We start from the raw sequence: 15,217 nt of genomic DNA, 5'->3' as shown, positions 1-15,217 counted from the left end.
CCAGGGGGGATGACTGCGATGCCGCAGGAACCGGGCACGGTGATGCATCTCGGGACGGCCGACGCGGTGAGGCGCGTTGCCGCTGCGGGAGACGATGACCAGGTGGTGGCGCTGCTGGCCGCCTCGCCGGTCCTCGCGTGGTTCGCCCTGCCCCCTCACGAGCTGCGTTCGATCCTGACAGCCCTGCCCGCTGAGAAACGGTCAGCGGGGCCGCTCGCCGGACTGGGGCTCATGCTGAACGCCGGCAGCCCGCAGCCGGCGCCGGCCGACCTCGGTCCAAGAACAGCAGCGATCAACCTCGGGACGGACTACTTTCAGCTGCGGATGCAGGGCGCGCCGCAGGCGGCGCTGCGCCAACTGGCGGATCCGGAAACCGCGACCCGCACGTCCAGTGCGCTGTTCGACACCACCGGCGGGATGGAGGGGCTCTTCGAGGTCCAGTCCGGCATCACCTTGATGCTCTCGGGCTCGCTGCACCAGGCCCTGGCCGCGTTCACGCGAGTACAGCTGAATCCACCACCGGAGCTGCCCTTCCTGCTCCGGGATGCGCACGTCAAGTCGGCCCTGATCCACGCCCAGTTCGGTGATCCGCGGCAGGCCCGCCAGGCCCTCGACGCCGCTGCGGCCCTCCCCCGCACCGACAGCTGGGTCGAACCGGGCATCGACGCCCACGCCGAGATCGCCGAGATCCTGCTCCTGCCCATGGGCACGCCCGACCTGGTGGACCGTGTCAACGCCATTCCACTGGCGTCCGTGGGCGAGTTGTGGCCGTACTACGTCCTCGCGCTGCACACCGCCTACGCTCGCGCCGGCCGGCATCGCGACGGCGCGAGCCGGGTCGAATTGCTCCGAAATGCAGCGCCTCCCCGCCGGCCGCGGGACGGGTTTCCCGGCAGTGTCTTCGAAATCCTCCTCGCTGAGGACGCCCTGCTTCGCGGTGACCCGGCGGTCGCCCGTACCCTGCTCGCCGAAGCCGACCCGGCCCTGTTCGCCACCCGGCTGGTAGCCGCCCTGTTCGACTGCACGGTCGGCGACCTCGACGCTGCGATCCAGCGCCTGGCCTCGCTGCAGAACACAACGACCGGGCTGCGGCAACTCGATGTTCGACGGCTGGTGCTGCTGGCCACCGTGTTGTACCGCAGCGGTGACGTCGACGCCTGCGTGGGCGTGCTGCGCCAATTGCACGGCGTCCACGGGGGATTGAGCGAGGCTGAGCGTCGGCAACTGCCCGCGGAACTCTGGCCGCTCGCCCGCGAGCGGGTTGCGGGCTGGCCGGCGTTGCCGCCGGGTGTTGTCCCCATTGACCTGCCGCAGCCTCGGGGCAGGCTCACCACGCGCGAGCGCGAGGTCTTGGCCTGCATGGCCGCCGGCCAGAGCCGGGAGCAGATCGCTGCCACCCTCTTCATCTCGGTGAACACGGTCAAGACCCACCAGCGCCTGCTCTTCCGCAAGCTGGGCGCCAGCAACCGGGCCGAAGCCCTGGTCGAAGCTGCCCACCGCGGACTGATCTGACCCGCCACCCCACGGGCTGAGCCACGCAACTTCCGGACCGGCCTGGAGCGTGTCTTCCTGTCCCTGGCCGTCGCGAGCGGAGTCCCTCGGAGTGGCTCGCAAGACGGAGGAGGGAGGCGATGTGGTGCATCGCCGACCGACAACAACGCCGCGAGACGCCCGTAGGGCACCGCGCAGCAGGCCACCGCGGGGATAGGGAGACACGCTCTCGTCCAGCAGCTCCAGAGGCTGGCTCACTCCGGTACGAACCGGCCTGGGGCCACACCGCCGCTGACCAATCCGAGCCGGGGTTGTTGTCGGCCGATCCGTCCGAGCGCCATCACCGGATGTGTCAGGCTGGACGGGCACAATACTCAGTGTCTGGCCGGTTCGACCCGGCAGCTCACTCGTGGGGAAGGTGGGTGGATGGACGTCTCCGGAGTCCCGCGTCGTTCGCCTGCGCAGCTCGCCCGGCCGCGCCTGCTGGCGGCGCTGGGCGCTGCCGACGATGCCCAGCTGGTGGTGGTGCACGCCGGCTCCGGTTTCGGCAAGAGCTCCTTGCTGGCCTCCTGGGCGCACCTGCGTGATCCTGCCGAACCCTTGGTCTGGGTGACCGCGAGCGCGACGCTGGCCCGGCCGGCGGAGTTCTGGGAGACGCTTGCCGAGCGCCTGGGGGCCTTGCCCGGATCCCGGCCGGGAATGGATCCGCTTGATCTCGACCGGGATGTCGGCCCCGGGTTCGTCGCCGAGGTGGAGCGGGTGCTGGGCGCGGTGGAGGGCGGGCTCAGCCTCATTGTCGACGAGTTCGAGTGGCTGGCGGGAGGCCAGATCGAGCGGGACCTGATCAGACTCCTCACCCGGGTACCCCGGTTGCGCCTGCTGGTAGGGACGCGCGCCGTCTCCCTGGTCAGCGATGCCACGACGGCGGCTCGGGTCGACACCGTCCTGATCGGGACCGACGACCTGAGGTTCGTCGCATCGGAGGTCGCAGAGCTGGCGCTGCAGCTCGGACTGGAGCTGCCGCCACGGGAGGTCCGCGCACTGTGGCGGGCGGCCGATGGCTGGCCACTCGGGGTGCGGGTGCTGCTGGAACAGCGCCGCCGGCAGCGTCGCCCGGCCCGCGAGTACCGCGGATTCGGCGACGAACCGGGCGATGACCGGCTCGTCATCGATCGGCTGCTGCGCGATGTCGTCTCCGACCTGGCCGGGTTCGACGCTCTGATGGTGACCAGTGTGGTATCCGAGTTCTCACCCTCGCAGGCGCGGGCGTTCGGGGTGGAAGTCGACCGAGGCGAGCTGCTCGACGCCCTCGTCGAGCGCGGGCTCGGGTCGTGGTCGGAGGAGGGTGGTTCACGGCACTTCCGGCTGCATCCGCTGGTACTGCGGATGCTCCGGGACGAGCTCGGTCGGCGACCCCGCCTGGAGCGCAAAGCCTACGCACGGCTGGGTAGATGGCACGCGGCCGGCGGGCGCTGGTTGCCTGCTTTCGCGGCGGCGGTCCGCGCCGAGGACTGGCAATCGGCCCGGCGCTGGTTGCGCAAGGCCGGCGAGTTCCTGGACATCATCGAGCGGGGTGGGCTGGATCTGGCGGCCGTACCGCCTCAGAGCTACGAACGCGACCCGGTGCTGCGTTTTGTGGTCGCTCAGGCGGACGCCACCTGTGGTCTCTGGGCGAAGGCAACGGCCGGGTACGAGGCCGTGATTCAGGCCAGCGATGCCCTGCTCGCCACCGACCGGAGGGCCCCGGTCGCCGAACGCGGCTGGTGGGCACTGGCGAAGGCCTGGTCGCTGCGCCACCTCGGACGCTGGCCCGAGGTGCTGCCGGCCTTCGAGGCGGTGGAGCGAATCCTGGACCAGGCGGCGGTGCCGCCGGACGAGGAGCTCTGCCAGGTACGGTCGCTGTGCCGCAATGCCTGGGCTTCCGCCCTGATCAACCTGGATGAGCCGGACGACGTCCCGCGGCTGCTGCGGCCCCAGTGTGGACCGGACCGGTCGACAGCGCCCCGGCTCCGCCTCCTGCACGCCGCATCGCTCCAGGCTCTTGCGGCCGCCCGGAGCGGACGGCTGACCGATGCGGCCGCGCTCGCCGGCCAGGTCCGCTCGATGCCGGGTGCAGCCCAGTTCGTCGGGACCGTCTACGCCAATCCGCTGCAGTTGGCAGAACTCGCGGTTGCGGTCGAGACCCAGGCGGTGACAGAGGCCGAGGAGAGCCTGCAGTCACTGGCCTGCCAGTGGCCCACGATCGAGCGCTGGCCGCTGCTGCTGGAATACCGGGTACGACTGCAGTGGTACTGCGGCGACGCTGCCGCAGCCCTGCGCACGCTCCGCGCCGGCCGGAAGGACAAGGCGGACGTGTGGCCGATTCCCCCGCCTTTCGCCGACTCCCTGACCGGCCTGGAGGCCACCCTGCTGCTGGCCCTCGGCGAGGCCACCCGGGCAGCCCGGCTGCTGGGCCGGGACCGGTCCAGGCCCCGGCCGCGGCTGGCACTTCCGGTTGCCCAGTTGCTCTTCCAGCAAGGGCGCTACCAGGAAGTGGCGGTCGCGGTCCCCACGCTGCTGCGGGACGACCGGCTGGCGGAGGACGTGCGGGTCTCCCTGCTGCTGTTGGGCGCAGCGGCCCGGTCGCGCAGTGGTGCCCCCGAGCCAGCGCTGCTGGATCGCGCCGTCCGAACAGCCCGTCGGATCGGGGCCCGGGCTGCCTTCGGCGTGATTCCGGCAGACGACCTGGCCGGGTTCATCCGCGAGGTACCCGAGTTGGCCGATTTCGCCGCCATTCCGGCACGTTTTCCCCCGCCGTCCGACCAGGCGCATCTCACTCCGCGGGAGCGGACCGTGCTCAGCGCGCTCGCCAGCTTGTCCGGAGTGCAGCAGATCGCCGCCACCCTCCAGGTCTCGCCGAATACCGTGAAGAGCCAACTCCGCGCGATCTACCGCAAGCTGGGGGTCTCCAGCCGCGAGGAAGCGATCACCCGCGGGCTGCGCGACGGTCTCCTGTGAGCCACACCCGGCTCGCGCGAAGAGAGCCGCGCGGTCTGGTCGCGTCACTCGAGCCGGTCACGTGCCCGGACACGCACCCGGGCGCCGGTAAACGGTCGGCGAGGCACACATCACCGGCGTGCCAGCAGCAGCGATCCGCGCGGATGAACACGCGCGAGCGAACGCCGGCGTACGTCAGCGTCTGTCGGGTTCTACCGGCAAAGCGACCCCACGAACCCGGGCGCGTCAGGGCCATTGCACCGGGCGCGACGAGTAATAGCCCTCCTTCGACCCGAACCCGGGCGCGTCAGGGGCCATTGGCTTCCGCACGAGTGGACGCGGTTCCCCAGGGAGTTCACTCCTGACGGTGCCCGAGGCTCTTCGTGATTCCCGAGCCAGCTGTCTCCCGAGGCCGGTAACGGTGGTTGTGCTCCCAGCCATGTCCGCGATCGATCTGGGCGACACCGGCAGGCGTCCGTCGGAATCGCCATCGCTGCTGATGAGCCTCGTGGTGGTGACCAGAACACAACAGGTAGCCCTGGTCGAGGTTGGTCAGCCCGCCCTGGCTGAACGGCGACCCACCGTGATGCGCTTCACACCACGCGGGCGGACGATCGCACCCTGGCGTCACGCAGCCACCGTCCAGCACCGCCAGCGCGTCCCGCTGCTGGCGGGAGAACAGTCGCTGGCTGCGGCCCAGATCGACCGGGACGCTCGCCCCGCCCAACACGGCGGGCAGGATGCCATGGCCGCACGCCAGACGACGGAGTTCGCCGGCACTGATCCGCTCCCCCGTGGACAAGGTCGCTGCGGCGACCTGGCCCCGCAGCCTCGCCTCATCAATGGTGACCATGATGTGTGCCGGGGTGCCGCCGGTGGCCGGGAACCCGTCGGTGGGCAGGTGTTCGACCAGTGCTGCCAGCGCCTCGCCGGCCTTACGGTCATAGGGCTTGTCAACGTCGGCACGCAACCGTTCCTCAGCCCGCGCCCGTTGCACCCGACCCTGCGACCACCGCCCGCTCAGCGACGACCGCTCGCCCTCCGACGACCGCTTCACGCCCCCAACGACCACACCCAAGCCGGACCTGTTCGAACCAGTCAACTCCAGGCCGTCCGGGCCAGTCACCCCCAGGCCATCCGAGCCGGTCATACCCGAACCAGTCACACCCAGGCCATCCGGGCCAGTCACACCCGAACCAGTCACCCCCAAGCCATCCGAGCCAGTCACACCTGCCCCCAGCGGACCGGAACCGTCCGGCTCCGCACCTGCCCGGTCTGACACCGTCAAGTCTGCGGCTGTCGAAGCTGCGGCTGCCAGGTCTACGGCTGTCGGAGCTGAGTGGTCGCTGGCGCGCAGGTGGGAGCGTCGGGGCGCGGCCAGCGCATCGATCACAGTCTTCAGCATCCGGGCCTGCAGGTCGGGCAGCACGAACCGGCCCGTCCACGTGCCGTCCCGGTTGTCCCACATCGTCAACGACACCTTCTGATACGCCGCTGCCTCCCGGCGCGCCAGCAGCCCGTTCTCAACCGCATCGGTCTGCTCGCAGGTCTGCCACAACTCGGTAATCCGCCGCGCTCGCGACTGCAGATCTTTCGGCGACAACCGGCGGGCGTCAGCGATCAGCACCTGTTCGGCCTGCTCACGCTGCGTCGGCATCGTCTCCCGCGGCAGTGCCGCGATCGCCTGCCCGATCACTGTCGCGTGCGCGTGCGAGATCACACCGCCGGCAGCCGCCTGTTCAGCGGCCGGCGCCATCGCAAGCGTCCGTGCCTGTCTCAACTCCCGGTGTGCAGCACCGACGTCAAGACCGAAATCGGCAGCCAGCAACTGACGGGTGTCACGGGCAGGAACCAGTCGTTCCACCGCGCGCACTGCAGCCCCGACATGCGTGCGCAGCACCGACTCCAGCCCGCGCACCTGTGCCGCCACCCGACGAGCCTCGGCCGGGGACAGTCCCGCGTAGGCCGACAGCGGGATCTGCGCCAGGGCAGCCTGCACCGCACTCAGCCGGTCAGCCAGCGCACCATCCGTGCCCTCGACGACAACAGCGGCCATGACGCGCCCCCTCCCCGGTCTGGCGGCAGATTCCCCTGCACGAGAACCACGCTACGGGCCGGGTCGGACACTTCTCCGACTCAACAGCCCCGGATCGCCCCGAGCCATGAACCTGCACATCCGTGCGAACCGCTTGGGCGCATGTGCAGGATGATCGGGGCGCTCAAGCAGCTGCCTGGGCGGGTTGCTCGACAGGTTCGAGGGCAGTGTCGAGAATCTCGCGCACCTCACTGACCAGCCGGACGGTGAGCTCGGCCCGGATGTCGGCCGGGACGTCGTCCAGATCGGCCTCGTTGCGCTGCGGCAGGTAGATCTCGGTCAGGCCTGCCCGCTGCGCGGCGAGCAGCTTCTGCTTCACGCCGCCGATCGGCAGCACGCGCCCGGTCAGCGACAGCTCGCCGGTCATCCCGACCTCGGCGCGGACCTTGCGTCCGGTGAGCAGCGAGACCAGGGCGGTCGTCATGGTGACGCCCGCCGAGGGACCGTCCTTCGGCACGGCGCCGGCCGGAACGTGCAGGTGCAGCGGGTGTTCCAGCTGCCCGGGAGCGATCCCCAGCTCCCCGGCGTGGGCCCGGACGTAGGACAGCGCGATCTGCGCGGACTCCTTCATCACGTCGCCCAGCTGGCCGGTGATGGTCAGCCCAGAGTTCTCCCCCGGCAGCAGGGAAGCCTCAATGAACAGCACCTCACCGCCCATACCGGTTACCGCCAACCCGGAGGCCACCCCCGGTACCGCGGTGCGCTCGCCGGACTCGGGCAGGAAGCGCGGCCGTCCGATCAAATCCTTCAGCCCAGCCACGTCGACCACTCTCGGCAGGTCGCCCAGAGCCGCCTTGCGGAAGGCCTTGGCGAGCAACCGCTCCATCGCCCGGACGCCCGCCTCGCGGGTGTAGTGGGCGGCGAGCTCGCGCAGCGCGTCCTCGGTCACGGTCACCTCGTCGGCGGTCAGCGCGGCACGCTCAAGCTGGCGGGGCACCAGGAAGTCACGGGCGATGGCCACCTTGTCGTCCTCGGTGTAGCCGTCGATCGAGATCAGCTCCATCCGGTCGAACAACGCCGGCGGAATGGTGTCCAGCACGTTGGCGGTGGCGATGAAGAGCACATCAGACAGGTCCAGGTCGAGGTCGAGGTAGTGGTCGCGGAAGGTGTGGTTCTGCGCCGGGTCGAGCACCTCGAGCAGCGCCGCCGCAGGGTCGCCGCGGTAGTCGGCGCCGACCTTGTCCACCTCGTCGAGCAGGACCACCGGGTTCATCGAGCCGGCCTCCTTGATCGCCCGGACAATCCGGCCCGGCAGCGCGCCGACGTAGGTGCGGCGGTGACCGCGGATCTCGGCCTCGTCCCGGACGCCGCCCAGCGCGACCCGGACGAACGTGCGTCCCAGAGCATGGGCGACCGATTCACCCAGCGAGGTCTTGCCCACCCCGGGAGGGCCGGCCAGCAGGATGACCGCCCCGGAGCCCCGTCCGCCGACCACTTCCAGGCCGCGCTGGGCCCGGCGGGCACGGACGCCGAGGTACTCCACGATCCGTTCCTTGACCTCGTCCAGACCGTGGTGGTCAGCGTCGAGCACGGCCCGAGCGGCGACCAGGTCGGTGGAATCGGTGGTCTTCGTCGCCCACGGCAGTTCGAGGACGGTATCGAGCCAGGTGCGGATCCAGCCGGCCTCCGGGTTCTGATCGCTGGCGCGTTCGAGCTTGTCGACCTCGCGCAGCGCGGCCTCCCGGACCGCCTCGGGCAGGTCGGCGGCCTCGACCCGGGCGCGGTAGTCATCGCTGCCGTCGGGCTCGCCCTCGCCGAGTTCGGCGCGGATGGCCTTCAGCTGCTCGCGCAGCAGGAACTCGCGGTTGCGCTTCTCCATCGACTCCCGGACGTCGTCGCCGATCTTCTCGCTGACCTCAGTCTCGGCCAGGTAGGTGCGCGTCCACTCGATGACCAGCTCCAGCCGGGCCTCGACCGACGGGGTCTCAAGCAGCTGCCGCTTGCGGTCGTTGGACAGGTAGGGCGCCCAGCCAGCGGTGTCGGCCAGGGCGCTGGCGTCCTCCAGCGCGCTGATCGTGTCAACCACCTGCCAGGCCTCGCGGCGCTGCAGCACTGAGATCACCAGCCTGCGGTACTCCTCGGCGAGTTCCTGGACGCGATCGGTGGCCGGTTCGGTCTCGACGGGTTCGACCTCCACCCACAGGGCGGCGCCGGGGCCGGTGACCCCACCGCCGATCCGGGCCCGTTCGCCGGTGCGCAGCACGGCCGCGTTCTCGCCGCCGCGTAGCCGTCCGATCTTCTCGATGCCAGCCAGTACGCCGAACGAGGCGTAGCGGTCGTCGAGCCGGGGTGCCACCAGCAGTTCGCCGTCGGAGGAGGTCTGCGCGGCGTCGATGGCGGCCCGGGCGGCTTCGTCCAGTGGGATCGGGACGATCATCCCGGGCAGCAGGACGACGTCGTCGAGGAACAGGACGGGCAGCCGTTTCGTGGTCATGGGAAGTCCTTCACAAGTTGAGTGCAGTTGACTCAACCCAGAACCGGGCCGGTTTGTTCCGCACTGGCCACCCCCGGCGGATCGGTCGGCGTCACCCAGAGGGGAGTCGGACATCCATGACGTGATTCTGCAGGTCGATGCCCGCCAATCAACAGATCCGGCACCTGGCAGCAATCGAGGCGCCGAATCGCGTCAGTCCTCCTGGCGCGACCGCAGCCCGACTGCCGGACGGCCCAGCTGGCGCAGGCACCACGCACCTCGAATCGGCGCAGCCCGGGCCGCTCACGACCGACGTCAACCGTTATAGGCTCATCATCGTCAACTCAAGTCGAGTTCCGCCGCTGCACCATTGGTCAGTCTCACGGCATCGCGATCTCGATCTCGCGGTGCTTCGCCATCGCCTCCTCCGCAGCCGCCAAAACCGCTGTGAGATGGGCTCCGAAGTGCACGTCCGTCGACAGTTCGCTCTCTCCGGTGACCTGATCGCGTGCGCCCAGGACCGTTGCCAGTGCCAGCCGGTAAGCCTCGACCGCGCGCTGATTCCACTCGGTGATCGCCGGCGCCTCGGTCGAGCCTCCGGGACCGGAGAGGACCATCCGCGAGCCAGCCGCAGCGGGGTGCATGCCATGGGAGAGCGCCAGAGTACTGACAGCCCCCGAGTCGTGGACGAGTGTCAGCACTGTCAGGTCCGACCGTCCGCGCGTCGCCGACACCGCGCGCACCCTGCCCAGGATCGGACAGAGCAGCGACAGGGGATGCGCAGCGGCGTCCCACAGCGCGCCCTCGGTGTGACGCCAGGTCGAACAGTGGTAGGGGTTCTGCGGGTCGAGCAGAAGTGGCGAGAACCCTTCTGCGCTCGCGTACGTCCAACTCCCCCACCGCCGGCAGTCGGCGATCCAGGCCTCGACGTCCGGCAGGAATCGTTGGGTCAGGAAGATCACCGACCGGACGCCAGCCGCGGTGACCTGTCGCGCGAGGGTCTCGGCCGCGGGCCGTGAAAGCGACAGCGGCTTCTCGAGAATCAGGTCCCTTCCCGCTCGAGCGGCAGCGACCGCCAGTTCCGGCTGTGTGGAGGGTGGGACGGCCAGACCCACGACGTCAACCTGGCTCAGGAAGCTACTCAGGCTGAGATGAGCGGCAACCTGCCAGTCTGCTGCGAACGCCTCGGTCCGGGCAGGGTCGCGTCCCAGGACGGCAACGAACTCGACGTCATCGCTGGTCGATGCTGCCCGGGCATGCACCTGACCCGCCCAGTACGCCGTCCCGATCAAGCCGTAGCGCGGTCGTCCACGGCGGCTCGGCGAGGGGGCCGCCGGGACAACCACTGGTGAGTCGGACTCGGTCACGATGACCCCTTCCGCCGAGTCGGTCGATGAGGTGGGGCTTCAGGTGTCCGGCCTTCAGGCATGATCGCCGTTCGCTGGCTGGCGGGTTTCGGGCCGCTCCAGCATGCACATCACGTCCGCCATGGACGGCATCACGCGGAGCGATCCGCGCCGCGTTGCACCGACTGCACCGGCCGCGCTGGCGAAACAGAGCGCGTCGTACATCGCATCACCACAGACGGCGTCGAGGTCCACCGTGTCGGCGCGGGTCAGTTGGTAAAGCAGCGCGCCCAGGAAGGTGTCACCGGTACCGGTGGTGTCGAGTGCCTGGACGGGGAAGGCGGGCACAAACCCCGAGCCGGCCGCCGACCGGTAGTGGCACCCTTGCGCACCGGCCGTGACGATCACCAGACGCGGACCACTGTCGAACAGGGCGTCGGTCGCTTCCTCGATCGTGGCGCCAGGGAAGAGGAACTCAAGTTCGTTGAGCGAGAGCTTTCTGATGTCCATCTCCGCTCCTGTGTCAAGCAGGAACCTTCGCTCACGGATCGGGTCGACCGAGATCTCCTGAGTCCAGTTGGAGTCGAACGAAACCGGGACCTCGCGCCGGCGAACCCGTGCGATGGCCTCCCACGTCGCCTCGCGGATCGGTTGCTCCCGCAGAGCACCCATGGAGACATGGAGGGCCTTGCAGTGGTCCAGCAGGTCCAGATCCAGGTCAGCGGCTCGAAGGCACCGTTCTGCGGCGGGCCAGGGGTAGCGCTTGAAGTGGCGCTCGTTGTCCTCCGCAAGTTCGATGAAGACGAGTCGAGTCCCGGCCTCGGTAGTTGTCACGAGACCACGTACATCGACCCCTGCCTCCATCAGGCTGGTCCGCAACAGGTCGCCGAAGTCGTCCTCCCCCACGCACCCCAGGAATGCCGACTGGCCGTCGAGCGCAGCGACCGCTGCCGCAACGTTTGCGGGCGAGCCGCCGGCGTTGCACTCATAGATCGGGTTTCCGGCGTCCGAGACACCGGACGCCGTGAAGTCGATCACGACGTCACCGATGCACACCACCTGCGGCGAACTCGACAGGTGGTCGGGAGCGGAGCGGTCGGACCGTAGTTCGGTTTCTGACTGTGACCTTGCTTCTGACATGAGCGTGTCCTTGCCTGTCATTCGAGGTTGGCGTGGTTCTGCGCAATGCGCTCGACGGTCTTCCCGGACCTGACCAGGAGGCTGGAGATCACCGCATCCAGCATCACCACGACACTCTGCTCGAACGCCTGTCCGGCGCCGGGCACGACGTCCTGGAGTTCGGACGGCGGCGGAACCGGGGACAGCTGCAGCACGTGATCCGCGGGGAGTTGCAGCGACGACGAGTCCGCGGCCGTCACCACTGCCACCGAGGCGCCGTGCTGGTTCGCCTTCCGCGCCACTGCTACCAGGCTTCCGGTCGCCCCGGAACGGGTGGCCGCCACCAGAAGGTCGCCCGTGTTGATACTCGGTGTGGTCACGTCACCGACGATGAACGCCGGGACGTCGATCTGCATGAGCCGCATGGCGAAGAACCGCAGCGCTAACAGCGACCTGCCGGCACCACTCACGAACACACGGTTCGCGGCAAGGACGGCGGCCACGAACTCAGCCAGCTGGCCTTCCTCGGCCGAGGCGACGGTCGCCCTGAGCCGGTCGGTGGCCTCAAGCGCCAGTTCGAGGGTGCTCGGCGCAGTCACCATGCCCCTCCGTTCACCGCTGCCCGGAACTCGGCGGCTGCCCTGCCCGGATCGGTCGCCGCCGTGATTGCGCTACCGATCACCAGTGCATCCGGCCGCAGGGCTGCGAACCGATCGACGACACCGAGGGAGATGCCGCCGGCGACGGACAACCAGCATCCGGGAACCTCCGCCCGCAGTCGCTCGGCGATCGCCAGGGTGCGGTCGAGATCACCGCCGTAGCCACCATGCACACAGAGGTGGTCGACGCCCAACTGGTGGAGCTCCTGGGCTCGCTTCACCGGATCCGGGCACGCAATCAGGTCTGCCACCACCGCCGCTCCGGCAACGGAGGCCGCCTCCTGGGCGTCGGCCAGAACCTGATCGTCGGCCACAGCCAGCACGGTCACATACCTGGCGCCGCGGACCAGCGAGTACTCCGCCATCGGGCCGCCACCGTCCATGATCTTGCAGTCCGACAGCACAGCGAGGCGGGGGAACCGTTCGCCGAACTGTCTCAGCGCGTCAAGCCCGTTGAGGAACAGGAACGGCGTACCCAGTTCGAGGATGTCGATGTGGGGCTCCACCTCGGCCACCAAGCCCATGGCTTGGTCGTAGCCGACAGCATCCAGGGCGAGCTGCAACTGGGCACCCATTCTGATATCTCCTTTCTGATTCTTCGATCTACTTGTTGCGGTTGGCCACGATCGTGAGGATGAGCACGACTGCCGAGACCACCGACTGCCAGAAGGAGCTGATCCCGTTGAGGTTGAGGCCATTGGTGAGCACGGTCAGCAACAGCGCACCCAGCAAACTGCCCTGGATCGTCCCCTTGCCGCCCGACAGTGCGGCACCGCCGATGACCACCGCAGTGATGGTGAGCATGTTCAGGCTCATGCCCGTCGACGGCTGCCCGCTGGCCACCTGACTCGTGAGCAGGATCGCCGCCAGGCTGCCGCCGACACCGCAGATCACGAAGTAGCTGATCTTCGAGCGGTTCACCGGTACACCCGCCAGCCGCGCAACCGTCTGGTTGCCGCCGATTGCGTAGACGTGCCGGCCGAAGACCGTGAAGCTCAGAATGATGACGGCGATGGCCCCGAGAACGATCAGGATCAGGAATGGCATCGGCAGACCGAACACCCGACCGCGTCCCACAAACAGGAACTCGTCCGGCAGTCCGTAGATCGCGGTGCCACCGGTGAGGATGTTGGCCAGGCCCTGACCCAGGTACATCGTTCCCAGCGTCACGATCATGGACGGGAGGTGAAGGATCGTTGTGAGAACGCCATTGATGAAGCCAAGGACCAGTCCGACGCACAGCCCCGCGGCGATTGCCAGCCACATGTTGACGCCCATGGTCATCAGGAGTGCGCAGAGCATGCCGGTCAGCGGCGCGATGCCGGACACGGAGATGTCGATCTCTCCGGCAACCATGACGAACGTGACTCCGATCGCGACGATGCCGACGATCGATGCCTGTCCAGCGATGTTCAACAGGTTCCCCGGGGTGAGGAAAACGGGACTCGAAATGGCGAAGCCCACACCCAGCAGGACCACGACCCCCAGGACCCACCAGCGGGAGACGAAGGTGCCGATCTGTCTGCGCAGGTCGTTCTCACCAGGTGAGGGCTTGGCCGGCCTGGATGTTGCTGCGGTCATCACTTCTGGCTCCCAACACAGGACTCCATGATTGCTTCTTCAGAGAACTCGCCCCGCTCGAATTCGGCAGAGATCCGACCGTCCCGCATGACGAGAATCCGGTCGCTCATTCCGATGACCTCGGGGAGGTCGGACGAGATCAGCAGTATCGCCACGCCGACCGCCGTCAGGCGGTTGATCAGGCCGTAGATCTCGGCCTTGGCGCCGACATCGATCCCACGGGTCGGTTCGTCGAGGATGAGGATCCCCGGCTCGCGGGCCAGCCACTTGGCCAGCACGGCCTTCTGCTGGTTGCCACCGGAGAGGTACCTCGCCTCCTGCAGGTCACTGCGCGCCTTGATTCCGAGACGCCGGATCTGCGCCGTGGCCAACTCCTCCTCGGATCGCCTTCCGACGAAGGTCGCCCTGGCGAGCTCGGAGAGGTTGGGCAGTGCGATGTTCATCCTGAGCGAAGCATCGACGATCAGCCCCTCATCCCGACGGTCTTCAGTGACCCAGGCGATGCCCAAGGCGATCGCGTCCGCCGGACCTCTGATGGCGACCTGCTTTCCGTGGACGAAGACCCGCCCTCCTTCGGCATGCCGCGACTCACCCATGATGGTCTTGACCAGCTCCGAGCGCCCGGCTCCGACGAGACCGGCCAGACCAAGGACCTCACCCTCGTGGAGTGTCAGACTGACCTCGTGGGGGGCGCTCGCAGTCTGGCGATCCGGGGGCAACTGCGTGATGCCGTCCAACCGAAGCGCCTCCGGCCCCCGCTGCGGCTGTTCCCTGTGGTACATCGCGTCGAACGGGCGTCCGACCATCGAGGAGATGATCATCTGTTCCGTGGCAGTGCTGGGGTCGAATTCCTTGACGAACCTGCCGTCCTTCAGCACCACGATGCGGTCGGAGATCTCGAGGACCTCGTTCATACGATGCGACACGAAGACGAAGGTGACGCCGTCGTCTCGCAGCTTTCGCATGATCTCGAAGAGCTTGCCTATCTCCCCGTCGGACAATGACGATGTCGGCTCGTCGAGGATGATCACGCGGGCCCTGGCGTTCAGGGCTCGCGCGAACTCGACCCGTTGACGGTCGGCGATGCTGAGGTCTCCCACCAGCGTGTCCGGGCTGAGACGCACGTCGAGCGCCTGCAACAGTTCGACCGTGCGCTCGCGCATGGCGGACCTGCGAAGCCAGCCTCCCTTGCCGAGTTCGCTTCCGACGAAGACGTTGTCGGTGATGCTCATCAGCGGCAGTGACAACAGTTCCTGGTGAACCATCACCATGCCCCAGGCCTTCGCGCTCGCCAGCGTCACGGGGCCTTCTGGCGCGCCTTCGAGCACGATCTCGCCACCGTCCGGCTCCAGCTCACCGAGCAGGAGTTTGGCCAGGGTGCTCTTGCCTGCGCCATTCTCACCCATGATGGTGACGATCTCGCCGGCCCCGATCTCCAGTGACACGTCGTGGAGGACGGTGACCCCGAAGAAGGCTTTGCTGACGTTCCTGACCGAGACCACGGCAGCGGTCACGTCGGGTTCGACCGCCTCGGCTG

General features: G+C 68.6%; 10 protein-coding genes. 2 read left to right on the top strand and 8 right to left on the bottom strand.

Features of this window, described 5'->3' with window-relative positions; translation table 11 throughout:
* Positions 1-9 precede the first annotated feature (9 nt).
* Positions 10-1,512 (top strand): helix-turn-helix transcriptional regulator, encoded by a 1,503-nt coding sequence (locus tag VB080_RS11110; RefSeq protein WP_323418513.1) that lies wholly within the window; start codon positions 10-12, stop codon positions 1,510-1,512.
* Positions 1,513-1,917: 405 nt separating this feature from the next.
* Positions 1,918-4,488, top strand: a complete 2,571-nt coding sequence (locus VB080_RS11105) for a LuxR C-terminal-related transcriptional regulator (RefSeq protein WP_323418512.1) — start codon at positions 1,918-1,920, stop codon at positions 4,486-4,488.
* 334 nt (positions 4,489-4,822) lie between these two features.
* Here the strand turns inward: VB080_RS11105 and VB080_RS11100 are convergent, their stop codons facing one another.
* The 8 genes from VB080_RS11100 to VB080_RS11065 all read right to left on the bottom strand — a co-directional run.
* Positions 4,823-6,523, bottom strand: a complete 1,701-nt coding sequence (locus VB080_RS11100; RefSeq protein WP_323418511.1) for a DUF222 domain-containing protein — start codon at positions 6,521-6,523, stop codon at positions 4,823-4,825.
* Between the two features lie 163 nt (positions 6,524-6,686).
* Positions 6,687-8,996 carry an endopeptidase La gene (lon, locus tag VB080_RS11095; protein WP_323418510.1) on the bottom strand — a complete coding sequence of 770 codons (2,310 nt, stop codon included), beginning with the start codon at positions 8,994-8,996 and terminating at the stop codon, positions 6,687-6,689.
* Positions 8,997-9,355: 359 nt separating this feature from the next.
* On the bottom strand, positions 9,356-10,342 hold the full coding sequence (locus VB080_RS11090; RefSeq protein WP_323418509.1) for a Gfo/Idh/MocA family oxidoreductase: 987 nt from the start codon (positions 10,340-10,342) through the stop codon (positions 9,356-9,358).
* Between the two features lie 54 nt (positions 10,343-10,396).
* Complete coding sequence (locus VB080_RS11085) at positions 10,397-11,482, bottom strand: carbohydrate kinase (RefSeq protein ID WP_323418508.1); 1,086 nt, start codon at positions 11,480-11,482, stop codon at positions 10,397-10,399.
* The gene (gene hxlB, locus VB080_RS11080; RefSeq protein WP_323418507.1) at positions 11,479-12,042 is read right to left on the bottom strand and encodes a 6-phospho-3-hexuloisomerase; all 564 of its coding nucleotides are present in this window, start codon (positions 12,040-12,042) and stop codon (positions 11,479-11,481) included. Before hxlB ends, VB080_RS11085 begins: the two co-directional genes overlap by 4 nt.
* Positions 12,036-12,674: an orotidine 5'-phosphate decarboxylase / HUMPS family protein gene (locus VB080_RS11075; RefSeq protein ID WP_323418506.1), complete on the bottom strand. Its 639-nt coding sequence runs from the start codon at positions 12,672-12,674 to the stop codon at positions 12,036-12,038. Before VB080_RS11075 ends, hxlB begins: the two co-directional genes overlap by 7 nt.
* A gap of 28 nt (positions 12,675-12,702) precedes the next feature.
* A complete protein-coding gene (locus VB080_RS11070; RefSeq protein ID WP_323418505.1) occupies positions 12,703-13,680 on the bottom strand; it encodes an ABC transporter permease in 978 nt (325 codons plus the stop codon).
* Positions 13,680-15,217, bottom strand: a 1,538-nt coding sequence (locus tag VB080_RS11065; RefSeq protein WP_323418504.1) for a sugar ABC transporter ATP-binding protein, incomplete at its 5' end; no start/stop codon positions are given. The genes VB080_RS11070 and VB080_RS11065, both read right to left, overlap by 1 nt.

Origin of the sequence: Propionicimonas sp., from assembly GCF_034927565.1 — a bacterium.
Lineage (GTDB): Bacteria > Actinomycetota > Actinomycetes > Propionibacteriales > Propionibacteriaceae > Propionicimonas.
Note: the sequence above shows the minus strand (reverse complement) of the source record. Positions and strands in the feature narration are given on the sequence as shown.